At 40.3% G+C, this 23,105-nt stretch carries 22 protein-coding genes; 10 read left to right on the forward strand and 12 right to left on the reverse strand.

All coding sequences use genetic code 11. The features are described 5' to 3' along the window. Positions 1–47 precede the first annotated feature (47 nt). Both DYH63_RS14215 and DYH63_RS14220 read right to left on the reverse strand, forming a co-directional pair. Positions 48–947 carry an oxidoreductase gene (locus tag DYH63_RS14215; protein ID WP_116789429.1) on the reverse strand — a complete coding sequence of 300 codons (900 nt, stop codon included), beginning with the start codon at positions 945–947 and terminating at the stop codon, positions 48–50. An 86-nt stretch (positions 948–1,033) separates the two neighbouring features. Then, the gene (locus DYH63_RS14220) at positions 1,034–1,939 is read right to left on the reverse strand and encodes a helix-turn-helix domain-containing protein (RefSeq protein WP_116789430.1); all 906 of its coding nucleotides are present in this window, start codon (positions 1,937–1,939) and stop codon (positions 1,034–1,036) included. A 125-nt stretch (positions 1,940–2,064) separates the two neighbouring features. Between DYH63_RS14220 and DYH63_RS14225 the strand changes: the two genes are divergently transcribed. The 4 genes from DYH63_RS14225 (at position 2,065) to DYH63_RS14240 (ending at position 6,921) form a co-directional block, all read left to right on the forward strand. Then, positions 2,065–3,126, forward strand: coding sequence for a DUF2891 domain-containing protein (locus DYH63_RS14225; protein ID WP_116789431.1), 1,062 nt, complete (start codon positions 2,065–2,067; stop codon positions 3,124–3,126). Between the two features lie 19 nt (positions 3,127–3,145). Further along, a complete protein-coding gene (locus DYH63_RS14230) occupies positions 3,146–3,439 on the forward strand; it encodes a hypothetical protein (RefSeq protein ID WP_162927034.1) in 294 nt (97 codons plus the stop codon). 134 nt (positions 3,440–3,573) lie between these two features. Next, positions 3,574–5,130: an NAD(P)/FAD-dependent oxidoreductase gene (locus DYH63_RS14235; protein ID WP_116789433.1), complete on the forward strand. Its 1,557-nt coding sequence runs from the start codon at positions 3,574–3,576 to the stop codon at positions 5,128–5,130. Positions 5,131–5,298: 168 nt separating this feature from the next. Next, positions 5,299–6,921, forward strand: coding sequence for a serine hydrolase domain-containing protein (locus tag DYH63_RS14240; RefSeq protein WP_116789434.1), 1,623 nt, complete (start codon positions 5,299–5,301; stop codon positions 6,919–6,921). A 50-nt stretch (positions 6,922–6,971) separates the two neighbouring features. Here DYH63_RS14240 and der read toward each other — a convergent pair whose 3' ends face one another. The 3 genes from der to DYH63_RS14255 all read right to left on the reverse strand — a co-directional run bounded on the left by der (position 6,972) and on the right by DYH63_RS14255 (position 10,138). Then, positions 6,972–8,282, reverse strand: coding sequence for a ribosome biogenesis GTPase Der (gene der / locus DYH63_RS14245; protein ID WP_116789435.1), 1,311 nt, complete (start codon positions 8,280–8,282; stop codon positions 6,972–6,974). Between the two features lie 183 nt (positions 8,283–8,465). Then, positions 8,466–9,410 carry a glycoside hydrolase family 25 protein gene (locus tag DYH63_RS14250; RefSeq protein ID WP_240409009.1) on the reverse strand — a complete coding sequence of 315 codons (945 nt, stop codon included), beginning with the start codon at positions 9,408–9,410 and terminating at the stop codon, positions 8,466–8,468. Continuing rightward, the gene (locus DYH63_RS14255; RefSeq protein ID WP_116789436.1) at positions 9,395–10,138 is read right to left on the reverse strand and encodes a CDP-alcohol phosphatidyltransferase family protein; all 744 of its coding nucleotides are present in this window, start codon (positions 10,136–10,138) and stop codon (positions 9,395–9,397) included. The genes DYH63_RS14250 and DYH63_RS14255 overlap by 16 nt, the downstream gene beginning before the upstream one ends. Positions 10,139–10,237: 99 nt before the next feature. On the opposite strand from DYH63_RS14255, the gene DYH63_RS14260 reads away from it, so the two are divergent. The 3 genes from DYH63_RS14260 to DYH63_RS14270 all read left to right on the forward strand — a co-directional run bounded on the left by DYH63_RS14260 (position 10,238) and on the right by DYH63_RS14270 (position 13,290). Next, the gene (locus DYH63_RS14260) at positions 10,238–11,311 is read left to right on the forward strand and encodes a putative type IX sorting system protein PorV2 (protein ID WP_240409010.1); all 1,074 of its coding nucleotides are present in this window, start codon (positions 10,238–10,240) and stop codon (positions 11,309–11,311) included. Positions 11,312–11,332: 21 nt separating this feature from the next. Beyond that, positions 11,333–12,481 carry a lipoprotein N-acyltransferase Lnb domain-containing protein gene (locus DYH63_RS14265; RefSeq protein ID WP_116789437.1) on the forward strand — a complete coding sequence of 383 codons (1,149 nt, stop codon included), beginning with the start codon at positions 11,333–11,335 and terminating at the stop codon, positions 12,479–12,481. A 71-nt stretch (positions 12,482–12,552) separates the two neighbouring features. Beyond that, complete coding sequence (locus tag DYH63_RS14270; protein ID WP_162927035.1) at positions 12,553–13,290, forward strand: tyrosine-protein phosphatase; 738 nt, start codon at positions 12,553–12,555, stop codon at positions 13,288–13,290. A 59-nt stretch (positions 13,291–13,349) separates the two neighbouring features. Here the strand turns inward: DYH63_RS14270 and DYH63_RS14275 are convergent, their stop codons facing one another. Continuing rightward, positions 13,350–14,699, reverse strand: coding sequence for a hypothetical protein (locus tag DYH63_RS14275; protein WP_116789438.1), 1,350 nt, complete (start codon positions 14,697–14,699; stop codon positions 13,350–13,352). Between the two features lie 118 nt (positions 14,700–14,817). Next, positions 14,818–14,985: a hypothetical protein gene (locus tag DYH63_RS21340; protein WP_162927036.1), complete on the reverse strand. Its 168-nt coding sequence runs from the start codon at positions 14,983–14,985 to the stop codon at positions 14,818–14,820. A 122-nt stretch (positions 14,986–15,107) separates the two neighbouring features. Between DYH63_RS21340 and DYH63_RS14280 the strand changes: the two genes are divergently transcribed. After that, positions 15,108–16,745 carry a reverse transcriptase domain-containing protein gene (locus tag DYH63_RS14280; protein WP_116789439.1) on the forward strand — a complete coding sequence of 546 codons (1,638 nt, stop codon included), beginning with the start codon at positions 15,108–15,110 and terminating at the stop codon, positions 16,743–16,745. Between the two features lie 139 nt (positions 16,746–16,884). Then, the gene (gene era, locus DYH63_RS14285) at positions 16,885–17,769 is read left to right on the forward strand and encodes a GTPase Era (RefSeq protein ID WP_116789440.1); all 885 of its coding nucleotides are present in this window, start codon (positions 16,885–16,887) and stop codon (positions 17,767–17,769) included. 139 nt (positions 17,770–17,908) lie between these two features. On the opposite strand, the gene DYH63_RS14290 is transcribed toward era, so the two are convergent. Beyond that, positions 17,909–18,154, reverse strand: coding sequence for a hypothetical protein (locus DYH63_RS14290; RefSeq protein ID WP_116789441.1), 246 nt, complete (start codon positions 18,152–18,154; stop codon positions 17,909–17,911). Positions 18,155–18,451: 297 nt separating this feature from the next. Then, positions 18,452–19,138 carry a hypothetical protein gene (locus DYH63_RS14295; protein WP_162927037.1) on the reverse strand — a complete coding sequence of 229 codons (687 nt, stop codon included), beginning with the start codon at positions 19,136–19,138 and terminating at the stop codon, positions 18,452–18,454. Between the two features lie 373 nt (positions 19,139–19,511). Between DYH63_RS14295 and DYH63_RS14300 the strand changes: the two genes are divergently transcribed. After that, positions 19,512–21,242 carry a helix-turn-helix domain-containing protein gene (locus DYH63_RS14300; RefSeq protein ID WP_116789443.1) on the forward strand — a complete coding sequence of 577 codons (1,731 nt, stop codon included), beginning with the start codon at positions 19,512–19,514 and terminating at the stop codon, positions 21,240–21,242. Positions 21,243–21,244: 2 nt separating this feature from the next. Here the strand turns inward: DYH63_RS14300 and DYH63_RS14305 are convergent, their stop codons facing one another. Genes DYH63_RS14305 through DYH63_RS14315 form a run of 3 tightly spaced genes read right to left on the reverse strand, consistent with a single transcriptional unit; the run spans position 21,245 to position 23,098 of the window. After that, complete coding sequence (locus DYH63_RS14305) at positions 21,245–22,060, reverse strand: TPM domain-containing protein (RefSeq protein ID WP_116789444.1); 816 nt, start codon at positions 22,058–22,060, stop codon at positions 21,245–21,247. Continuing rightward, a complete protein-coding gene (locus DYH63_RS14310; protein WP_116789445.1) occupies positions 22,057–22,494 on the reverse strand; it encodes a TPM domain-containing protein in 438 nt (145 codons plus the stop codon). The genes DYH63_RS14305 and DYH63_RS14310 overlap by 4 nt, the downstream gene beginning before the upstream one ends. Before the next feature lie 13 nt (positions 22,495–22,507). Next, entirely contained in the window at positions 22,508–23,098 is a 591-nt protein-coding gene (locus DYH63_RS14315) for a LemA family protein (RefSeq protein WP_116789446.1), read from the reverse strand. Positions 23,099–23,105: the final 7 nt, after the last annotated feature.

A 23,105-nucleotide genomic window follows, 5' to 3' on the forward strand; every position in this document is an offset into this window, starting at 1 on the left:
ACTTACACTTTGAAACTTTGAAACTTTGAAACTTTGCCACTCTGAAACTATAAAAACTCAACTCCCGTAGCCTCCTCTGCATATTGCCAAAGCTTTTTAGCCTCATATTCATCAAGCGCGACAGGTAAAATCTCAGCTTTTGTGGGGTAACCGCGAAGGCCGCCATCCTGATCAGGACCAATAAAATCGCCTCCGGCAACCTTATCACTTACCGCGGCATATAATGATGGTAAAGTTCCCTGCCAGGCCGGCATTAGCTTACCATATACTTTTATCATATCATCAAATTGCTCCTTAGAAATATACCGTGCTAGCTCGGTACCGGTAATGCCCGGATGCGACGCTACAGAAAGTACGCTATCTCCCGAATTTGCAATAAGCTTTTGCAGCTCTAATGTAAATAACAGGTTAGCGAGTTTACTCTGTGCATACTCGCGGTTAGGGTCGTAATCTTTTTCAGATTTAAGATTAGCATAATCAATAGCACCTAAGCGGTACACCAAGCTACTAACGGTAACAATGCGCGAATCTGGCGTAGCCTTAAGCAGCGGATATAAATAGCCGGTAAACGCATAATGCCCCAATACATTAGTGCCAAACTGAAGTTCAAAACCCTGTGCCGTTTTAGATGCGGGCGGCACCATAACACCGGCATTGTTTATAAGCAGGCCGAGTTTTTGATGCTTGCTTTTAAAAGTATCGGCCGCAGCCTTAACCGAATCAAGATCAGAAAGATCTAATTGAAGTATTTCTACACTACCAGCGGAATCTGTTTTCTGTATTGCTTCGGCAGCGGCATTTGCCTTATCAAGGTTACGGCAGGCCAGTACTACATGGGCACCTTTTTGGTAAAGTACAAGTGCGGTTTCATATCCTATACCGGCGTTTGCACCGGTAACTATTACAGTTTTTCCTTTTTGGTCAGGAATATTATCTTTTGTCCACATGGTATTATATTTAAATGTGGTACAAAGTTCGGGTATTTAAACAGCTTTAGTAATACGATCAGCAAACCAAAAAGTACAAAAAACAATCAATCGCCTTTCCTGAATTGCAACGGAGAAAGGTTAGTTGTCTTTTTAAAGAAAGTACTAAAATGATTGGACTCTTCAAAACCCAGGCAGCCCGATATTTCAGCAACAGTCCATGATGTAGTTTTAAGCAACACACGGGCTTCCTGCAAAACACGGTTACGGATAAGTTGTGAGGTAGAGAGTCCTAATATTTCCCGTAGCGATTTATTAAGATGGTTTACATGGACATTAAGCTTTGCAGCAAAATCAGATGGGGTTTTTAGCAACACAACATCACCGGGATCTTCAATTGTAAACTGCCTTTCGAGCAAATCATTAAATAAAAGTGCAATACGCGCCGCGCCGTTAGATACTGGCAAAGCCTCTCCTTTTTCAGGCTGTAACTTTTGCGCTTCATGAATTACTTCCAGCAGTTTGTGGCGCAGGTAATCATATTTAAGCACATAATCTCCGTGTAGCTCTTCGCGCATTTTTTCGAATAAGCGTTTAAAGAAAATGTACTGCTCCTGCGTGAGTAATACAACAGCATTATCTGCCGACTGAAACACTGAAAACCCCATAAGGATACCAGGCTTATCCAGAAAGCTTTCAGTAAATACACATACATTACCAAATTGCCGTTCGCCAATAACTTCCCATTTGTAAGGCACAGACGGATTAGTAAACACCAGCGCACAACCATCTACCGCTATACTCCTGTCGGCATAATGCACAATGCATTTTCCCTCTATCAGGCTTACCTTATAAAAGCTGCGCCTGCTGTAGCTGCTACTTTTCGGCTTACCGTTAATAATCAGGTCTTCAACATTGAGTATATTAAAATGCCCCGTTCCGGTATTATTCTCATCCGGATGCAGGCCAGCTACATGCCCATAAAGTTTGCTTAACCCTATAAATTCTGCCATGACTCAAAGATACAAAAATCAAACTTCCAAGCGTTCTATAAAGGCATTTCGCAAAGTTTCACAAAGCAGACGCAAAGATTCGCAAAGGCTGTAAACTTTTCTTACTTTTGAAAAAAGCCGATTACATGAAGATTCTTACCACAGTATTACTGTTTGCTACTACCCTGTCTTTCGCACAACAACTTACCACAGAGCGTGCTAACGGCCTGGCAAAACTGCCCATTAAGTGCCTGCAACAGGAATATCCCAATAAATTAGGACAGCTACTTGCCGATGCTTCAGAACTTGGTACACCCAGGCAGCTTCACCCCGCTTTTTATGGCTGCTTTGACTGGCATTCATCAGTACATGGGCACTGGAGCCTGGTATATTTGCTTAAGCACTTTCCTAACCTTGAAAATCGTGAAGAAATAATAAGCAAGCTCAATACCAACCTTAGCAAAGAGAACATTGCACAGGAAGTGGCGTACATATCTAAAAAACACGAAAAATCTTTTGAGCGCACCTACGGCTGGGCATGGTTGTTAAAACTGCAACAGGAACTTGACGCCTATAATGAGCCGTTCGCAAAAAAACTTTCGCAAAATTTATTGCCGCTTACCAAACTGGTTTCTGAACGTTATATCGAATTTTTGCCGAAATTAAATTATGCACTTCGCGTGGGTACACACCCTAACACGGCTTTCGGATTATCATTCGCATGGGATTATGCCGTGCAGACAAAAAACATTCCCCTACAAAACAGCATTCGCGAAAATGCCCTGCGCCTTTTTAAGAACGATAAAAACGGGCCGTTTGAATGGGAACCCAGCGGTACTGATTTTCTTTCGCCCTGTATGGAAGAGATTGGGATCATGCAACGCATTATGCCTGAAAAAGAGTTCCTGAAATGGCTGAAGGATTTTGCGCCAAAGCTGTTTGACAAAAACTATAACTGGGAACCCGGCAAAGTATCTGACCGTACCGATGGCCTGCTGGTACATCTGGACGGACTCAACTTTAGCCGCGCCTGGAACTTTTACCACCTGGCAAAACAGTTCCCGAAACAGCTGAGCCACCTGAATACCCTTGCCGACAAGCATCTTAACTACTCGCTTCCTGCCGTGGTAGATGGCAATTATGAAGGCGAGCACTGGCTTGCGAGTTTTGCATTGCATGCTTTTGAAGAGAAAGAGAATCAGCAATAATATCAATTATAACAAGAGCATGGAAAAAGATAAAATCATACTGGATCTTGTCGAAAAATTAAAATCACTTGAGAATTTCAGTCAGTTACAATTTGCAGACTATTGGGATGCCGACCTATGCAGCTTTGGATTAAAAACAGAATCCAGACTTATATATATATCCGGATATAATTACGCAGAAGATGAAACGCAGAAATACGATTATAATCTTGAGTTGGATTATGACAAAAATCCAGGACAAACATACAAATCAGTAAGTGGTGTTACGTCGGACGAATTAATTACTGCGCTGCGCAATTTTTTCAACATTTAAGTATCGACAATAACCCCAGGAGGCTTTTCGCACACACCCGAGTGCAGCATCTGATAAAAACTGATAAACCGTACATCCTTATGAGATTGCTTTGTACCTCGCAATGACAAGTAAAAAATTCTTATTTTTGCCCCATGCCAAAAGAACTTTCATTGCAGGTAGCCCCAGAGGTAGCAGCACAAATGCCGCTGCTTACTAATCACGTAGCTAAACTACTTAGTGTTAGCCCTGCTGACATTACCCACATTGCTATTATTAAACGCAGTATAGATGCACGCCAAAAAAGCATTAAGATAAACCTTAAGCTTAACGTGTACCTTAACGAAGAATACCACGAAACTACCATTCCGCTACCGGAATACAAAGATGTGAGCAATGCTAAGGAGGTAATAATCATTGGCGCAGGACCAGCCGGATTATTTGGCGCACTGCAACTGATAGAGCTTGGCTTAAAGCCAATTGTTTTAGAACGTGGACGCGATGTGCAGGAACGCCGCCGCGACCTGAAGGCCATAAACCGCGACCATATTGTAGACGAAGATTCTAACTACTGCTATGGCGAAGGTGGGGCAGGTACTTATAGCGACGGTAAGCTTTACACCCGTTCTAAAAAGCGCGGCGACGTAGATCGCATTCTACAACTGTTCGTAGCCTTTGGTGCTTCACCCGAAATATTGGTAGAAGCCCATCCGCATATAGGCACTAATAAGCTGCCAAAGATTATCAAGGCTATGCGCGAAAAGATAATCGAGTTTGGCGGGCAGGTACTTTTTGAAACCCGCGTTACCGATATTCTTATAAAGAGTGGCGCTGTAACGGGCGTTACTACCCAAAAAGGCGACACCATAAATGCCGATAAAATAATACTGGCCACAGGCCACTCTGCGCGCGATATTTTTGAACTGCTCGACCGTAAAAAAATATTTATCGAGGCCAAGCCATTTGCACTTGGCGTGCGTGCTGAACATCCGCAATCGTTAATAGACAGCATACAGTACAGCTGCGATTTTAATACTGGCCGTGGCGAGTTCCTGCCACCGGCACCTTACGCCATTGTAAAGCAGGTTGCCGGCAGGGGAATGTACTCTTTTTGCATGTGTCCCGGTGGGGTTATAGCACCGTGTGCTACCAGCCCCGGCGAGGTGGTTACTAACGGCTGGAGTCCCAGCAAGCGCGACCAGGAAACCGCAAACTCAGGTATTGTAATTGAGCTTAAGCTCGAAGACTTTGCTCCCTTTGCTAAATTTGGCGCTTTGGCGGGCATGGAATTTCAAAAATCTATTGAGCAACAGGCATGGCGTGTTGCTGGAGAAACCCAACGTGTGCCTGCACAGCGTATGGTAGATTTTACACAAAGTAAAATTTCGGCAGATATACCTAAAACATCATATGTTCCGGGTACTACGCCTGTAGAACTGGGACAGGTATTTCCGGGTTTTCTTACACAAACACTTCGTGAAGGCTTTAAGGAGTTTGGCAAGTCAATGCGTGGCTACCTTACTAACGATGCCATATTGCACGCGCCCGAATCGCGCACCTCATCGCCGGTTCGTATTCCGCGCGACAACGAAACCTTAGAACATTTGCAGATAAAAGGCCTCTACCCGTGTGGCGAAGGTGCAGGTTATGCCGGCGGCATTATCTCTGCTGCTATTGATGGCGAGAAGTGTGCACTGAAATGTGTAGGATAGTGTTTTAATCATCGGAATTAACCGCTAATTTTTTCAATACTTTTTTACCGCAATGCGCACCGGGTTTTGCACTAAGAACACAAAGCTATTTTAACAGTCCAAAGCTCCCAATTTCTTGGCAGAACCACAACCAGTACTTATATTTGCGGTTCAGTCAAAAATCAATCAATGAACAAATCGCTACTTCTTGCAACACTGTTTGCAGGTACTTTTATTGCCCATGCGCAAGACAATTTTAAACCCATCGACTCTATTGTAAAAACCTATGAAAGCAAAAATGGCCCCGGGCTTTCTGTACGTATCCTTAAAGATGGTAAAACCGTTTACAACAACCATGCAGGTTATGCCAACCTGGAGAAAAACACCAAAATTACTGACGAGAGTGTATTTAACCTTGGCTCTACATCCAAGCAGTTTACGGCCGCGTGCATTGTTTTACTGCAACAACAGGGCAAGCTAAACCTTAATGGCAACCTGCGCAAATACATACCTGAGTTTCCTGCGTATGCTGAGAAAATAACGTTGCTGCACCTGCTTACCCACACCAGCGGATTAAAAGATTTCCTGATACTTGCCACGATTCAGGGTGATGAGTCAGAAGAGTACACCAACGCCCAGATTAAAGAAATGATGGTTTCACTACAACCTGACTTTGCCCCCGGCGAAAAATGGAACTACAGCAACACCGGCTACTGGTGCCTTGCGCAAATTGTAGAAAAAGTTTCGGGTAAGAGCATTGGCGAATTTGCCCGTAAAAATATTTTCAAACCTCTTGGCATGAAGAATACAGCCTACTACCTGAGGCCCGCAAACGGCATTAAAAATAAGGCGACCGGTTATGCTAAAAAAAATAACACTTACGCTCCTACCGCCCCTGACGAGAGCGCCGTGGGTGGTGCCGGTGTATACAGCACGCTGGGCGATTTAGAAAAATGGCTTGTAGAAATGCAAAAGCACCACCTTTTTGGCGATGCCTTTTGGAAAGCCATGACCGAAGACGATGCTTACAAAAGTGAAGAAGTAACCTATACTAAAGGATTATTCATTTCGCCATACCGTTCTAAGACCATGATACAGCACGGTGGCGATGTTGAAGGATACCACCCCTTTTTAGGTTATTTTCCGGAAGATAAAGTAGGCGCAATTATACTTACTAACGACGACAATTTTAAACGTAATGATGCCATAATAGCATCGGTAGACAACCTTCTTGGCTTTCAGTACCGCTATCCTTCTAAAACCACCGAAACAGCACCGGTTCTAATACCAGATTTTATGCTTTATTCAGGCAATTATATACTTGGTGAAAATGAATATGTGCTAATAGAGGAAAACCACGGAAGGCTTGTACTTACATATCTTGCCGAAGCCATAAATGCCACCCTGAATCCTACCGCAGACCCACATCGTTTTATGATTGAAGGCACATCAATAGCCATGGTGTTCAGCGATATAAAAGATGGTAAAGCCCAAAAGATAAAAAGTATTGAAGGCGAAGAAATAACCGATTTTAGCCGTGTTGAGAAAATGCCTGAAAATCCTGCCTATAAGGTGTATGAAGGCTCTTATCATTGTGCAGGCCTAAAACAGGATATTAAATTTTTCACTAAACAAGGCTTGCTTTACATTAAGCTTGCCAACAATAAAACAGACTGGATAATACACACCGAAGGAGAAGATTTTGGCACAAAATACGGTGAAATCAGTTTTAAGAAGGATGCTTCAGGCACGGTAACCGGTTTTATGTATAACCATGAACGGGCCAAAAACCTTGAGTTTGTAAAGCAGTAAAAGATAGGTCAATAAAAAAACCGCAGTTCTCACTGCGGTTTTTTGTTTTATTATTTCTGGCGGAAATAAATATCGATAGGCACACCTTCTAAATTATATATTTCGCGCATTTTATTTTCAAGGTAACGCTTGTATGGATCTTTTACATACTGCGGCAGGTTACAGAAGAATACAAACTGCGGCGTAGGCGTAGGCAGCTGCATACAGAATTTAATCTTTACATACTTACCTTTTAGTGCCGGCGGCGGGTTGTTTTCTATTATTGGCAGCATGGTTTCGTTTAGCTTGCTGGTAGCAATACGCTGCTTGCGGTTTTCAAACACCTCTACAGCCGTTTCAAGCGCCTTAAGCAAACGTTGCTTTGTAAGTGCAGATACAAACAGGATAGGCACATCCGTCCACGGTTGCAGCTCTTCGCGTATTTTAAGTTCGTAATCGCGGGTACTCATGGTGTCTTTTTCTACAAGGTCCCATTTGTTAACCAGGATCACTACACCCTTACGGTTTTTTTCTGCCAGCCAGAAGATGCTCTGGTCCTGCCCTTCAAAACCACGGGTAGCGTCTATAACAAGTATACATATATCTGAATGCTCTATGGCACGCACAGATCGCATTACACTATAAAACTCAAGGTCTTCCTTAACCTTTGCCTTACGGCGGATACCCGCTGTATCTACAAGGTTAAATTTAAACCCAAAACGGTTGTAAGTAGTATCAATGGCATCGCGGGTAGTACCTGCAATATCAGTAACCACAAAACGGTCTTCGCCAATAAGCGCGTTGATAAATGATGATTTACCTGCATTAGGGCGGCCTACTACTGCAAAGCGCGGCAACACCTCGGCATTTTCATCGGGTGCTACAGCTTCCGGCAATAAGTCTACAATGGCATCAAGCAATTCGCCTGTACCGCTGCCACTCATACCCGCTATAGTATAGTATTCGCCAAGGCCAAGGTTATAAAACTCTACCGCATCTTTTTCGCGCATTGAGTTATCTACCTTATTTATTGCCAAAACCACCGGCTTGGTAACTTTGCGAAGCAGTTTTGCTACTTCGGCATCCATAGGTGTAATACCTTCTTCAACATCAACAAGAAACACAATAACATCGGCTTCATCAATGGCAAGTTCTACCTGGCGGCGTATTTCGGCCTCAAAAACGTCATCACTACCTTTTATATAACCTCCGGTATCAATTACCGAAAACTCTTTTCCGTTCCACTCGCTTTTTCCGTAATTACGGTCGCGCGTAACGCCGCTTACAGAGTCTACAATAGCTTCTCTGCGCTGAATGAGGCGGTTAAAAAAGGTAGACTTCCCTACATTAGGCCTTCCCACTATGGCTACGATATTATTCATCAGCTTGTTTTAATTTTTTGCAAAAGTACGTTTTTAAGTTGAAAAGTCGAAAGTTATCAACTTGTAAAGTTTTTAAACCTGCTTAATTGTTGCATTTAGCCAAGAGTTTCACAAATTGTCACATTTTTTTATGCCTAAGCTATTGGTGTAAATTCGTGGGATTAGTGGCAAAAAAATAAAACATTACGGAATTTGCAACTGCTTTAAGTCTTGCAGGCCGCCGTTATAAATGTTTACATCTATAGTACCGTCGATACCCTTAACAGCACCTTTATCTGTAAATTGCCAAAAGAGCCACTCTTTACGTATCTCGTCTTCAAAAAAACTGTAATTGGCTATCCAGAGGTTGTAGCCTGTAAACTCTTCTTTTAAAAAATCGGTATAAAAACTTTCGCCACTATATATAATAGGCTTTACGCCATAGTGTTTTTCTACTTTAGCAAGGTATCGTTTCAGGCCGCTTTTCAGGCTGTCCAGACTTTGCCCGCTGGGTACTTTTTCGATGTCAATAACCGGGGGAAGGTCGCCCTTGTGCAGGGTAACCGTTTTTATAAAATTATCGGCCTGTAGCACCGAGTTTTCGTCGGGGCGGTAATAATGATATGCCCCACGAATGAATCCTGCATTTTTTGAGTTCTTCCAATTGCGTAAAAATTCCGTATCTGTAGCATTCTTACCCGCAGTAGCACGTATAAAAACAAAATCGAGCGGAAAGTCGCCTTTGCTTCGCTCTATACTATCCCACTGTATTTTGCCCTGGTAGTGCGACACATCCATACCAAAAACACGGTCTTTGTGGCGGCTTACAATCTCATAAATACGCAGGTCGGCAATCTTACGTTCTTCTTTAGTAAGTACATTGATGCGCTTATCTGTCTTAAAGCCCAGGTAATATAAAAAGCCATGACGGTAGCGGTAACCGGCAGCAATTACAAATGACACCAGCAGCGTTATAAAAGCGTACTTTAGTATCTTTAAAGGCGTAAGTGTACCTTTAGCAGAAGTCTTTTTTTTGCGGGTAGCCGGTTTGCGCACGGTGCGCGTAGTCCTTACGGCATCCATTGGGTTTCGGGCAGCCGCAGTGCGTTTTCTTCCGTTATTTCCTGAAGGTTTTATTTGGCCTGCCAAAACGTATTATTGATTACTGAGAGTAAAACATACAGCAATATAATAAGTGGTATGGCAAGGTAAGCCAAAAAGAACAGCAGCAATACCGAGATAATCAGAAAAGTAAACTGCACTTTATTAGTCTCCCAGTTAAAGTATTTTATTTTAAGCGAAAACAGCGGAATATTAGCATTAAGCATATAGGCACTAAGCAGGCTGATGCCCACAAGCACATAAGGGTTACTTAGCAAATCGAATATAATACCATCGCCGTCGCTGTATATCTGTATTACCGGAAGGCTCATTATAAACAGGGCATTTGCCGGTGTAGGCAGGCCTATGAACGAATTTGTCTGACGGGTGTCTACATTAAATTTAGCAAGCCTGTATGCTGATGCAAGGGTTATGATAAACCCTGCATAAGGCAGTAAGCCCATATAAAAATTATCACTTTGCAGGTTTAGCTCTTCCTGCATATCTGCAATACCGGCAAGCATCTGAAATATGGCAAGCCCGGGTACTACCCCACTTGTTACCATATCTGCAAGCGAGTCTAGCTGCAAGCCTATAGGGCTCGATACCTTAAGGGTACGGGCAAAGAAGCCATCCCAAAAATCAAAGAATATCCCCATGCTAACCCAAAAGAAGGCCATTTGCCAGTTGGTATTAAACGCGAAAATTAAGGCAATAAGCCCCGAAGCAAGGTTTAAGAGGGTAATTAAATTAGGGATATGTCTTTTAAACGGCATAAAGGTTAATTTTTAAACACAAAGGTAATACAATAAAGTTAATAGAAACGGAGTTTAGTAATTGAGATTTTTATATCATATTTGCACAAATTTACCGTGTTGGGAAAACTACTTTCTGTCATACTTTTATTTGCCGCTATTACTGCAGGCGCACAAACTACCCGTAAATATTCTAACGAATTTATGAGCATAGGGGTAGATGCTGCTGCGCTGGGCATGAGCAATGCTGTAACGGCCAGTACTGCCGATGTAAATTCGGGCTACTGGAACCCCGCAGGCCTTATGCAGGTAAAAGACAAACAGCTTGCCCTTATGCACGCCAGTTACTTTGCTAACATTGCCCAGTATGACTACGGCGCATTTGCCATGCCGCTGGATGACCGTAGCGCCATTGGGGTATCTATAATACGTTTTGGGGTAGACGACATTCTTAACACCACGCAGCTTATAGACGACCAGGGCAATATTGACTACAACCGCATCAGCCTTTTTTCTACTGCCGATTATGGCTTTACCCTTAGCTATGCCCGCAAGGCACCGCTGGATGGTTTTACCTATGGCTTTAACGCTAAAGTAATACGCCGCATTATTGGCAAATTTGCCAACTCATGGGGTTTTGGGTTTGACTTCGGGATGCAATATGAAACTAAGAATGAGTGGAAGCTTGGCTTTATGCTGCGTGACATTACCACTACTTATAATGTATGGGCGATAGACGAAGAGGAGTTTAAAACCATAAGCGACGCCATACCGGGACAAAACCAGGAACTGCCCGAAACTACCGAGATAACACTACCAAAGGCACAACTTGGTGTCTCTAAAAAATTTATGTTTCATAACGATTACAGCCTTATGGCGGCCGTAAACCTTAATATGCAGTTTGCTAAAACAAACGACCTTGTAAACCTTGACTTTGTAAGTATAGACCCTGCTGTGGGGTTTGAGTTTGGTTATATCGACATGGTATTTCTTCGTGCGGGGGTGGGTAACTTCCAGAATGAAATGCAGATAGACAACAGGCAGAAAATGACCTTTCAGCCAAACATTGGCGTGGGTTTTAAATACCGCGGCGTACAGGTAGATTATGCCCTTACCGACATTGGTGACCAAAGCGTTGCTTTATATTCAAATATATTTTCTCTTAAGGTAGATTTGGGTATCTTTAGGCGCTAAAACTTTATATCCAAAAACAAAATGCAGACCATTTCGCGGCTACGGCTATTGCTGGTATTTTTATTACTGGCAATGTCAAACTACGTGCAATCTCAAACCACTTTATCAGACAGGTCGTTTATCTCGTTGATTACCTGCGGACCGGGTAATGAACTTTATTCGGTTTTTGGGCACACCGGCATTCGCGTTGCAGATCCTGCCACAGGCATGGATGTAGTATACAATTATGGGATGTTTAATTTTGACACCCCTAACTTTTACACAAAATTTGTAAAAGGCGACCTGCAATATTATGCCGCGGTAAACAGCTATGCCGATTTTGTGTACACCTATCAGTACTACAACCGCGACGTACTGGAGCAAAAACTAAACTTTACCCGGCAACAGAAACAACAAATTGCCGATAAGCTGGCTACAGATATTGTTTCTGACAGTAAATATTACACTTACAAATACTTTGAGCGCAACTGTACGACCATGGTGGCAGATATTATAAATGCGCACCTGCCTGTAAAAATTTCTTCAAAAAATGAAGATGAAGGTAAAACGTACCGCAAGATAGTAGTAGAAAGGCTGCACAACAGCTTTTACGAAAACCTGGGCATCAGCCTGATATTTGGTTACAGGACAGACTCTACCCTGCATAACCTTTTCCTGCCCATACAGTTACTGCAAGGCATAGAAAACACAAAACTTGCCGATGGCAGTCCCCTTTCTGGCCCGGTACAAACTATTCACAAAAGCACCGCCGAACCAGAAACATCAATATGGAATAACTTTTACACCTTTATTGCCGCCTGCCTTATACTTATGGCAATTTCTAATAACATTGTAATAAGAAGGTCATTGTATGCCATTTTTGGTTTGTTAGGCATTTTCTTTTCTGTAGTAGGCCTTTATTCTTTTCATACAGAAATATCGCAAAACTATAATGTACTCCTGGTAAACCCGCTTATGCTGGTACTCTTGTACTTTAGCTTTGCTAAAAACAAAAGAGCAACACAAATAATAGCTATAGTACTACTGGCTTTAGTTTTTATATACATAATCTTTATGCTTAACAAGCCACACTTGTTTATAGTACTGCCGCTTGTAGCGCTTATTGCAGTAATGCTCTTTAGGGAAGCTATTCCTGTAATTAAAAAAAGCAGCTGGAGGCGCGGCAAATAAGCTGCTGCAAAAGTTTTAAAATAAAAACGTTTCGCTATTTTTGTGCTATAACCTTATTAAACCTCATCACCTTGTTTTTCTTTAAAAAGCCAAAAGTCCGCCTGGACAGCCTTATACCTAACGGTTATGTAGACATACACTCGCACCTGCTGCCGGGTATAGATGATGGCGCCAAGGATCAAAACCATTCGCTTACGCTTATAAACAGCCTTCGCGACTATGGGTTTACGCAATTTATAACCACACCACACGTGCTTACGGGTGTATGGAACAATACCCGCGAGGGTATACAAGGCGTAGAGGCCGCCCATAAAGATTACCTTAAAGGGCAAGGCATTACACACCCGTTTAAGGCAGCCGCAGAGTACCTTATGGATGATGTTTTTTTAAAGAAAATAAAGACAGAGCCATTACTTACCCTAAAAGACAATAATGTCCTGGTAGAAATGTCGTACCTCAACGCACCGGCGCAATTATATGATATAATTTTTGACCTCCAGATGGAAGGCTACCAGCCTATACTTGCCCACCCGGAACGTTACCTGTTTTATCACTTTAAACAGGAAGAATATAAGAAACTAAAACAGGCTGGATGCAAATTCCAGATCAACCTGCTTTCGGTTACGGGGTACTATGGCAAACCGGTTTTTGAAATAGCCCAAAAACTGCTTAACGAAGGTATGATCGATTTTGCAGGGTCTGATGCGCACCACGAACGCCATACAGAATCGTTTAAAAATCCCGTACTGCTAAAAGACACCACTGCACTGGTAACGGCGATGGAGAATAACGCGCTGTTTGGGGTGTAAATATTGGAACGAATAATAGAAATAGATATCTGTTCCAAGTAATAATTATTGATGGGAACTTACCTTTCAAAAAGTAAGTTCCCATCAATAATTTCTGTAGCACTTAAAATATTGTTAAGTTTAAAATTTCTGAATTTCCCTTTTCGAAGGAGACAGTTTGCAACTATAAAACAATCAAGATTAATATCTTCGACGACTTCTCTTAATTTAAATGACTGTGTTGGCTTGTCATTTAACATTATACGGACTCTACTGCTTATTGAACCATCCGCTTCTTCATAGTAGAAATTGGCAAATTCAACGCCCTCAGAATTTACACTTTCATCTATTTTATATTTAATTTTAAATTCATCAGAATTCTTAATGTAAATTAACAAGTCTATGACCTTAATAATACGTTTGGTTATTCTGTCAAATTGATCTTTATATTGTATTAAATAGTATTGACCTTCATTAAAATGACAATCTATAACTCTTTTTCTAGATCCATTATTGTAACTAGGATATGACGCTCCGAAAACATCTCCTTGTTCTTTAGTTTCAAAGACTCTATTGAGTTTTGTTATTTGTTTATTTTGGGAAACGTAATTGAATGATTGAAAAATGTAGTGATAATGTTTAAAATAAATGTCCGTAGGTTCCAAAATTGTACTAGCAATTTCTATCAATGGATCTCTTCCTTCTAAACGAAAGACATCTTTATCTTTAACGTTTATTTTTATTAATTTATTTGATTCGATTACTATTTTAAGATCTGAAAGGATATCTGGCCCAAAAAGTTCTGAAGTTTCTTTCACTAATTGTAAAACCTGATATGGGAGAAATTCTTCCGAAAAAGATTTTGAAGCTGAATTATACCACTTGCATTTAAAATCAATTTTTAATCTGCCGGTATCTTCACAAAATTTTTTCTTCTCATCAGGAAATCTATGCCCAATGATTGTCATAATTGGAGGAAGAAACTCTAAGTGATTTGTTTCTATGAATTTATCTTTTTCGAAAGACCTATGTGCTTTAACTTTTTTAAGCTCTAAATCTAAAGATTTTAGTGCTACTTTTTTATTGAGATATATAGTTTTGATGACAATTTCAACTTCCTTCTGAGTGATATTATCTTTAAATTTTATATCTTCAATAAAAATGCTCGGTTTAGCAATTAGGGGATTTAGGAGATTGCCATTTATCCATTTAGATTCTAATTTTCCATTATTTGAATTGTAATAAGCACAATATACTGACTGTCCTAATGATAGTCCTGTATCCGCATCATATTTGCTAATTTTAGATTCAATTATAATTAAAATTGGCGGTGTGTAGTCAGCGTATGCTGTTATTTTATAAGATGTTTCATTTTTGTAATATGGATGTGAATTGTAGGCTGCTAACCCACCCGATTGAAATGTTATCATAAATTTTGTTGAATTGGTTATTCAAATATATAAATTTTAACATTATATTTGAACCAATCCTGGAGTAAAGTGAAATAACATCTGGTGGATTATAGATCGCACAAGTATACTTGCATGATCACTTGAAAATAGATAGATTTTCAAGGGCTGAAGATTTATTCTTCTGCTTCTGTTTTAACGTTAAAACAGTCGCAGAAATCATATTTAATACATTGAACATAGTTCCTAATGCATCACCTGCTATCAGGCTTGTCAGTAAAGGTACAAATAGTTTAATCGCTTTCATAGTGTTTATTATATATTTACTCGAATTACCAATGACTCAGTAACTGGGTACTAATCCAACTCGAGAGAGTGTATGTTGTTTTAAAACGTTATTGATATCTCCAGGATTTATTTTTTAGGAATATGGGTAAACCACCAGAATGGCTAAAAGAAAAAGGTTACATACATTTATCCCCCTCACTTCAATTAAGGGATGATAAATCATTAATTGTAAAGAAAATTGAAAGTCCATCTTTTGTAGCGAAATATGCATTTTATCCCTTATTGCATACTTTTATTTCTGACCGTAAATATAAAAAGGGCAATGCTGAAAAACATACCACCCATATCCGCCGACATACCCATTATGAGATTGGATCTCTAAAGCCAGTCAGGAATGCTAAGTTGCGGCCTTTGCATTATGCAAGCCATTTCGATGCACTTGTTTACGGCTGTTATGCTGAAAAACTTCGGGTTCCTTACGAAAAAGAATTGGCTATTGATGACGAATTAAACAAGGCAATCATAGCCTATCGAAAAATTGAAACTTTTGAGGGTTCAGGCAAAGGCAGAGCAAATATGCATTTCGCAAAAGAATGTTTCGATGAGATAAAGACTCGTAGTGAGAATGAAGAAATAGGTGTATTAGCAATTGACCTAAAAAGTTTTTTTTCTTCTTTAGATCATTCTTACATAAAACAACAATGGGCTAAATTATTGGGCAAAGACGAACTTCCTCCTGATCATTACAATGTTTTTAGATCATGTACTAAATTTAGGTATGTTTTGAGGGATGATTTGCGAATTGGCAACAAATCTAAAAATGGAAGAAAAAAACCTTTTGATGAAAGTAAATTAGCAAGTATAAGAAGAAATAAAGGATATAGATGTTTTTTTGAAACCAACGAGGATTTTCGAAATGCAATTAAGGAAGGTTTGCTTCCTGTTTATTCAAATCCTTTTTATAGAGAAGTTGACAATAAAGATAAATCGAAATTTGAAACTCGAAAAATAAATATTGGCATTCCCCAAGGGTTACCAATTAGCGCTTTATTAGCTAATATATATCTTCTTGAATTTGATAGAAAGATATTGGAATTCGTTCATTATAAATTAGGTGGATTTTACAGGAGATACTCAGATGATATTTTGATAGTTTGCAAAGCTGAACAAATGAGCGAAATAGAGAAGTTCACTTATGATTTAATCGAGGAATATAAAATCAAGATTAGTAAAGAAAAAACGGAGCGTTATGTTTTTAAAAATGTTGCTCATCCCAAAAATAAAGCTTCTCAGAAACTAACCTGCTTTTCTCTAGATAGTTTGGGTAATGAAAAAACTGCAGCTCTTTCATATTTAGGTTTTGAATTTAGAGGGCACAATGTAGGAATTAAATCTTCTAATTTAGGGAAGTACTATCGTAAACTGATAAGTGTGGTTAAAAGAAAAGCTAAACGTGCAATAAAATCGAGTGAGCAAAATCCAAATGCTAAACGTGCCATCTTTAAGAGTCAAGTAAAAAAGATTTACAACTTACCTCTTAAATACTTAGATGGTGATGGAACCGAAGATAAGAAAATGAAAAGGAAGAGATATAACTTGGTCTTAAATGATAGAGGGTTTTATGAATTTAAACACAGACCAGTAAATAATAAGAAACAGTCTAATTATCATTCTTATCTCAAACGTTGTGCAGCAACATTTGAAACTGACTCTTTTGAAAAGCAAGTTTACAAATCAAGAGCGATTGTTCACAAGGCAATGAATAAATATCTTAAATAACAGTCACTAAGTTACTGACAATAACGCGCTGTTTGGGGTGTAAACCCACTGTTGTATGTGCCGATAATTAATAATACCTTTGTACCATAAAATCCATAAGCCATTATATTGATGGCTTTTTTTATTAAAGGATATCACTATGGCACATAAGGCAGGTTTTGTAAACATAATAGGCAACCCAAACGTGGGCAAAAGCACACTGATGAACGCATTTGTGGGCGAGCGCCTTTCTATCATTACCAGTAAGGCACAAACCACGCGCCACCGCATACTGGGCATTGTAAATGGCGAAGATTTTCAGGTAGTACTGTCAGATACGCCGGGTATCATTAAGCCTGCTTATGAGTTACAAAGTTCTATGATGGATTTTGTAAAAACAGCCTTTGAAGATGCCGATGTGCTTATTTATATGGTAGAGATAGGCGAAAAAGAACTTAAAGACGAAGCATTTTTCAACAAGATCGTACACACTAAAATCCCTGTACTTTTACTGCTTAATAAGATAGATAAGTCTACCCAGGAGCAGCTGGAAGAGCAGGTACAGCACTGGAAAGAAAAAGTACCCAATGCCGAAATATACCCTATAAGCGCATTACAAAACTTTAATGTTCAAAATGTATTTACCCGCATTTTAGAGATACTGCCGGAGTCGCCTCCTTATTACCCTAAAGATGCACTTACCGACAAGCCCGAACGCTTTTTTGTAAACGAAACCATTAGGGAAAAAATACTACTTAACTACGACAAAGAAATTCCGTATGCGGTAGAAATAGAGACCGAAGAATTTATTGAAGATGATGACATCATCCGCATCCGTGCGGTAATCATGGTAGAGCGCGATACCCAAAAAGGCATCATTATAGGCCATAAAGGCGCTGCCCTTAAAAGAGTGGGCATAGCTGCACGTGCCGACCTCGAAAAATTCTTTGGCAAGCAAATACACCTGCAAATGTTTGTAAAGGTTAATAAAGACTGGCGCAGCAATAACTTTCAGCTACGCAGATTTGGCTACAATAATAAGTAGCTAAAGCCTTCTTTTTGAAACATAAGACTTAAAACTCCCTTCTATATTATTTATAGTAAGGTTAGCTTTATATGGGTTAAGATATAAAAAAAGGAGGCTGCCTCAGCAAGCAGCCCCCCCAACCATTAAATTAACCAGACTAAACCTTTGATACGTCAGAAAATATAATGCTACGCATAAATATCGCGGCGATAAACAAAAGGTTAGAAACCCCCGTTACCATACATACTATAACCATTTTATAAGGACTTTCGGTAAGCAGCTCTCCATTTGTGCCATAAGACACGAGTTCTGCATAGCCCGAAAGCTCTATAATAAGGTAAAGTTCCAGGCAATTAACTACCAGTAGTATAATGCAAGCGATGTAAAGCGACTTCATTTTCATGGTACAATAAGTTTAGTCAGATTAACCTATATGGGTAGGCACATAGCCTTTTACTCTTTACTAATCGGGGGTTTTGCCCCTTTATTCACGACCTGATCAAGGCCAATTTTACAAATTTTCTACCCGCACACCACCGCTTTCCAACAACCATACAAATAGCAATGGTTACCTTCCGGCGGCGGCTCTGGGGGCAGAGTAAGGTTTAAGTAATTTTTAAGTACCTGAAAGACAAACCTCAGGCCTTCCATGTACTGCAAGATTGGTGATTGTGACTATGTTGGTTTATTAAGTCCGGTATTAATGAGACATTTCTGTAGCCATTGCCATGGTTACTGCCTGCGCTACGCCTGTACCCGCGCCGTTAATGGCACCAAGTATGGCAGGTCTTTTCTTTATCCAGTATTTATCTTCGTCGCCGTTATCGCAGCTTTGGTAGCGCGCTACAGCAGCAGCCGTAAGCACAATTTTCCTGTCGAGGTCATTAAGCTTATTATCGCTCAAAACGGCATTTTCAAAGCTTGTTAGCTGCGCATATACACTACTAAATGACTTGTTTGTTAACGATTGTGCCAGCACAAGCAATTCTGCTATTTTTGTTTTTCCGTCAGCCGATGCCGCCGTGGCATTTATAATGGCAGTATCGGTATAGTTATTTACAACCCAGGTTACATCATTTAAACCTACCCCCGAATATCCCGGATAAGTAGCTGTAAGCACTTTAGCGGCTGCATCATTAACATCAACTGTAATTTGCGTAACAGATGTTCCGGGAACTACATAAGGTGCGATATCTCTTACCTTTACATATAAATCTCCGGCTGCGTCATAAGGGTTAGATGTATTTTTTACAATTACGGCATCTTTGTGTGCTAACTGTAATGAACCTGTGTTTTGCGAAGCTTCCGCTTCTATAGTGTTGTCATCTGTGATGCAGGAATTAAGCACGAGTGTACAAAAGACAAATAGGACATAGTATCTTTTCATGGTTAATCAAGATGTAATGGTTGAATAATGTGTTCCTATAAGTTCTTGTGCATCCCGGGTAGCAGAACTTTTTTTTGCTGAGTTGTTAGCCGATTGCTGAGCAGCTAACGAGGACAAAACTACAGGCTGTGCCGGCGCTATGCAAAGCATATAAGGCAGGATTCATGAATACAACACCACGAATTCATGAATTCACACCTAAAAAAAACAAACACAAAACACTTAAAACCAAAACATTAAATCAAAACAAGAACAAAAAACACCTTACAGGCAAGACGTCCAAAACCAAAAGCATAAAATGCAGGTATTTTAGTGCTATAACGCGCTTTTTTTAATAATTTGCAGTGCTCCACAATAATTAAAAATATCCTTTATGAGGCAAGGCGGCACAGTATTGCTTTTTGTTTTTCTTTTATTTTGCCATAAAGTACTTTCTCAGGAAAGCCCTGATACGGCAAAAAAAAAGTCATATGAAGAACTACAGCAGGTTATCGACAACAGTTACGATACCATATACCTAAAGCCGTACTTAAATGGATATATACAAAAAGCTAAAAAGGACAACGACCCTGAAAAAATATACCGGGCCTATCAAAACTACATATACAGTTCTGCAGCTCAGTTAATGTTGCCCTATGCAGACAGCCTTATAAGCATCGCAAAAAAAATAGGCACCAACGAAAAATTAGGTAAAGCCTATGAGCATAAAGCAACAGTATATTATACCCAAAAGAATTATAAAGAGGCAATGGATAATTTTTTGGCAGCTAATGAGTATGCTTCAAAAACCACCGACGAGTCTCTTAAGCATCAAATTAAATATGACATTGCCAACATAAAATTCTATCTTGGATTTTATAAGGAAGCCTTGGTACTATTTGAACAATGTGCTGCATTTTTTGACAAAACAGCAAACAGAGGCTACATCAATTCGATGAACTCCATAGCACTTTGTTATAACAAAATGGGAAAATATGACCTGTGTACAGTAGCAAACAACAAAGCTCTGGAACGTGCCATAAAAACTAATGACAAATCATCTATTGCTTATATAAGCTTTTATGAAGGAATTAATGAATACGGTAAAAAAAACTATGCCGAAGCCATTAAAAAAATTAATGCAGGACTTCCTGAAGTAAATGCCAATGATGATTTTGCGAATGAAACCGTAGCGGCATTCTACCTGGGTAAAAGCTACCGCGCGTTAGGCAATAACGAAAAAGCTATGGCGTATTTTAAAAAGACCGATGAGGCTTTTCGAACAAAAAAATACACCCGCCCGGACTTAAGGGAAAATTATGAGATACTGATAAACGAAGCCAAGAAAACCGGCAATATACAAATGCAGTTGTATTATGTAGACCGCCTTATGGAGGTAGACAGTGTACTAAATGCAAACTACAAATACCTTTCTGGTAAAGTATATAAGGAATATGACACCAAAGCCCTTATTGCAGAAAAAAAATCGATAGAAGATGAACTGACTAACCGCAAAGCGCTTATGGTTTTACTGTACAGCGCTGTTGGCTTATTAGTTACTGCCATGCTACTGCTTATGTATCGTTATTTTAAGCACCAGAAAAAGTATAAGGAACGTTTTGAAGAACTGATGGCCCGCCTGGAACACCAGCAAAAAAAAGCCGTCAATATTGCCGATGGTATAGCTGTAAAGCCTGAGGCCATTGCCGAAACCACAGCAGAAACACGTCAGGCTCCGGACATTAACCCCGAAGTTGTAAAAAGTGTGCTCGCCCAACTGGAAAAGTTTGAAGCAAAAAATAAGTTCCTTAAAAAGGAACTTACATTAAATGATCTGGCAGCAGTATTAAACACTAATGCCAACTACCTGTCTAAAATAATTAATTATTATAAAGAAAAAAGCTTTAGTAATTATCTTAATGACCTGCGGGTAGATTTTATAATTGAACTTTTGCGCAACCAGCCACGCTATCGCAATTTTACAATTAAGGCCCTTGCCGAAGAGGCTGGTTTTGCAAATGCCCAGCATTTCTCAAAAGCATTTTACGCACGTACCGGGCTGTATCCTTCTTTCTTTGTAAACGAAATGGTTAATGTATATACAAATGCAGTAGTAAGCGAATAACCCTACCAGCTGCCACCGGCACCGCCGCCGCTAAAGCCGCCGCCACCGAATCCACCACCAAAGCCTCCGCCTCCGCCGAAACCGCCACCAGAACGGCTACCGCCACCCCAGCCGCCAGAACTGCGCCCAAGGCTTCCCAGTATAAGAATATCGGCCAGATCAAGGCCACCACTACGCCTGCCGCCATTTCGGCCACCGCCGCCGCCCCTAAAACGGGAAATGATGAAGATGATAATTATTATGATAAAGATGAATATCCCTAATATACCCGAGCCATCATTACTTTCTTTACCGTCCCCCCCCTGGCGGGTGCCTTTATATTTACCATTAAGCATCTGGAAAATGGCATCAGTACCTTTGTCAAGACCGGCATAATAATCGCCTGCCTTAAACTCCGGAATAATAACCTCACGGGTCATCTCCCCCACTTCCCCGGCTGTCATACGGTCTTCAGCACCGTACCCCGGAGAAATCCAAATTTGGTGCTCTTTCTCGGCTAATACTATAAAAACGCCGTTATCGTCTTTTGCAGTACCGCCCACACCCCACTCATGGCCCCACTTAGGGGTAAGCAGCCCTATGTTCTCGCCTTTAAGCGATGGTATAATGGCAATTACTATTTGGGTTGTAGTGGTATCGGCATAATTAATAAGCTTTTGTTCCAGCTGCTTTTTATCTGATGCAGAAAGCAGGTTGGCATAATCATATACACTAGTCTGAAAATCAGGCTTTGGCGGAATGTCAAATTGCGCAAAACTATGTTGCGGCAATAATAGTATACCTGTATAGAGCAGGCAAAGCAGTAGTATTTTTTTCATCCTTTAGATATGGTATCAGGAAGTTCATTTTTATCATCATCCGCATACGGAAAATAGGTTTTAAGCCTTTCGCCTGCACGCAGTATGCCTTCTACAAGCCCCTGCTTAAAGCGGTTTTCTTTAAAGTGGCCTATAACAACATCTTTGGTACAATCCCAAAAATCATTTTCTACAGCCTTATCTATCCCTTCATCGCCTATAATAGCAAAGGCACGGTCTTTTACACCCACATAAAACAACACTCCGTTACGGGCAGTAGTAGCCTCCATGCCTAAAACAGAAAAAACCTCCTGTGCCCTTTCGAGCGGAGGTTTTTGAGATGTATTTTCTATATGTACACGAATCTCACCACTGGTGTTTTTTTCGGCTTGCTGAATAGCTTCAACAATAGCCCCTTCATCAGCAGCAGTAAGAAAATCATTAGCTTCGGGCATAATATTTTTATTTTTAAAATTTAACCTCTACCGGTTTGTCTGCACCTTCTACCGCTTTAAAATATGGTTTCTCTTTATATTCGCCTAAGAACATAGAGTTAGGAAATTTCAGCACATAGTTGTTATACTCCTGTACCACCTCATTATAGCGTGTACGTTGTGTTTGTATGGTATTTTCTGTCGACGCCAGTTCATCCTGCAGTTTCAGGAAATTTTGGTTTGATTTTAATTCCGGATATTTCTCTACCGTAACGTTACCTATCAATTTATTAACCGACCCCATAAGGTTAGCCTGCGCAGTACTAAAAGCTGCAAGCTGCTCTGGCGTGGCATTAGACGGGTCTACCTGTACTGATGTGGCTTTGCTCCTGGCCTCAATAACCTCTACAAGTGTACTCTTTTCAAAATTAGCAGCACCTTTTACAGTCTCCACAAGATTACCTATAAGGTCGTTACGGCGCTGGTATGCAGTTTCTACATTACCCCATTCTTTACTAACGGCCTGGCTTTTATCTATAGCTCCGTTCTTGATGCCCATGCTCCAAAAAAAGCCAATTGCTATTACTGCTACAATAATTATTACGGGTAGTAACCACTTTTTCATTTGTTGG

It is taken from the genome of Flavobacterium psychrotrophum (assembly GCF_003403075.1).
In the GTDB taxonomy this organism is placed as follows: Bacteria; Bacteroidota; Bacteroidia; order Flavobacteriales; family Flavobacteriaceae; genus Flavobacterium; species Flavobacterium psychrotrophum.

Excerpts from the sequence above, each read along its gene's own strand:
- DYH63_RS14295 (WP_162927037.1), bottom strand. The coding sequence starts at position 19,138 with ATGAAAAGATACTATGTCCTATTTGTCTTTTGTACACTCGTGCTTAAT.
- DYH63_RS21340 (WP_162927036.1), bottom strand. The coding sequence starts at position 14,985 with ATGAAAGCGATTAAACTATTTGTACCTTTACTGACAAGCCTGATAGCA.
- DYH63_RS14275 (WP_116789438.1), bottom strand. The coding sequence starts at position 14,699 with ATGATAACATTTCAATCGGGTGGGTTAGCAGCCTACAATTCACATCCA.
- DYH63_RS14225 (WP_116789431.1), top strand. The coding sequence starts at position 2,065 with ATGAAGATTCTTACCACAGTATTACTGTTTGCTACTACCCTGTCTTTC.
- DYH63_RS14280 (WP_116789439.1), top strand. The coding sequence starts at position 15,108 with ATGGGTAAACCACCAGAATGGCTAAAAGAAAAAGGTTACATACATTTA.
- DYH63_RS14315 (WP_116789446.1), bottom strand. The coding sequence starts at position 23,098 with ATGAAAAAGTGGTTACTACCCGTAATAATTATTGTAGCAGTAATAGCA.
- DYH63_RS14215 (WP_116789429.1), bottom strand. The coding sequence starts at position 947 with ATGTGGACAAAAGATAATATTCCTGACCAAAAAGGAAAAACTGTAATA.
- DYH63_RS14240 (WP_116789434.1), top strand. The coding sequence starts at position 5,299 with ATGAACAAATCGCTACTTCTTGCAACACTGTTTGCAGGTACTTTTATT.
- DYH63_RS14255 (WP_116789436.1), bottom strand. The coding sequence starts at position 10,138 with ATGCCGTTTAAAAGACATATCCCTAATTTAATTACCCTCTTAAACCTT.
- DYH63_RS14230 (WP_162927034.1), top strand. The coding sequence starts at position 3,146 with ATGGAAAAAGATAAAATCATACTGGATCTTGTCGAAAAATTAAAATCA.
- era (WP_116789440.1), top strand. The coding sequence starts at position 16,885 with ATGGCACATAAGGCAGGTTTTGTAAACATAATAGGCAACCCAAACGTG.
- DYH63_RS14235 (WP_116789433.1), top strand. The coding sequence starts at position 3,574 with ATGCCAAAAGAACTTTCATTGCAGGTAGCCCCAGAGGTAGCAGCACAA.
- DYH63_RS14300 (WP_116789443.1), top strand. The coding sequence starts at position 19,512 with ATGAGGCAAGGCGGCACAGTATTGCTTTTTGTTTTTCTTTTATTTTGC.
- der (WP_116789435.1), bottom strand. The coding sequence starts at position 8,282 with ATGAATAATATCGTAGCCATAGTGGGAAGGCCTAATGTAGGGAAGTCT.
- DYH63_RS14265 (WP_116789437.1), top strand. The coding sequence starts at position 11,333 with ATGCAGACCATTTCGCGGCTACGGCTATTGCTGGTATTTTTATTACTG.
- DYH63_RS14220 (WP_116789430.1), bottom strand. The coding sequence starts at position 1,939 with ATGGCAGAATTTATAGGGTTAAGCAAACTTTATGGGCATGTAGCTGGC.
- DYH63_RS14305 (WP_116789444.1), bottom strand. The coding sequence starts at position 22,060 with ATGAAAAAAATACTACTGCTTTGCCTGCTCTATACAGGTATACTATTA.
- DYH63_RS14290 (WP_116789441.1), bottom strand. The coding sequence starts at position 18,154 with ATGAAAATGAAGTCGCTTTACATCGCTTGCATTATACTACTGGTAGTT.
- DYH63_RS14310 (WP_116789445.1), bottom strand. The coding sequence starts at position 22,494 with ATGCCCGAAGCTAATGATTTTCTTACTGCTGCTGATGAAGGGGCTATT.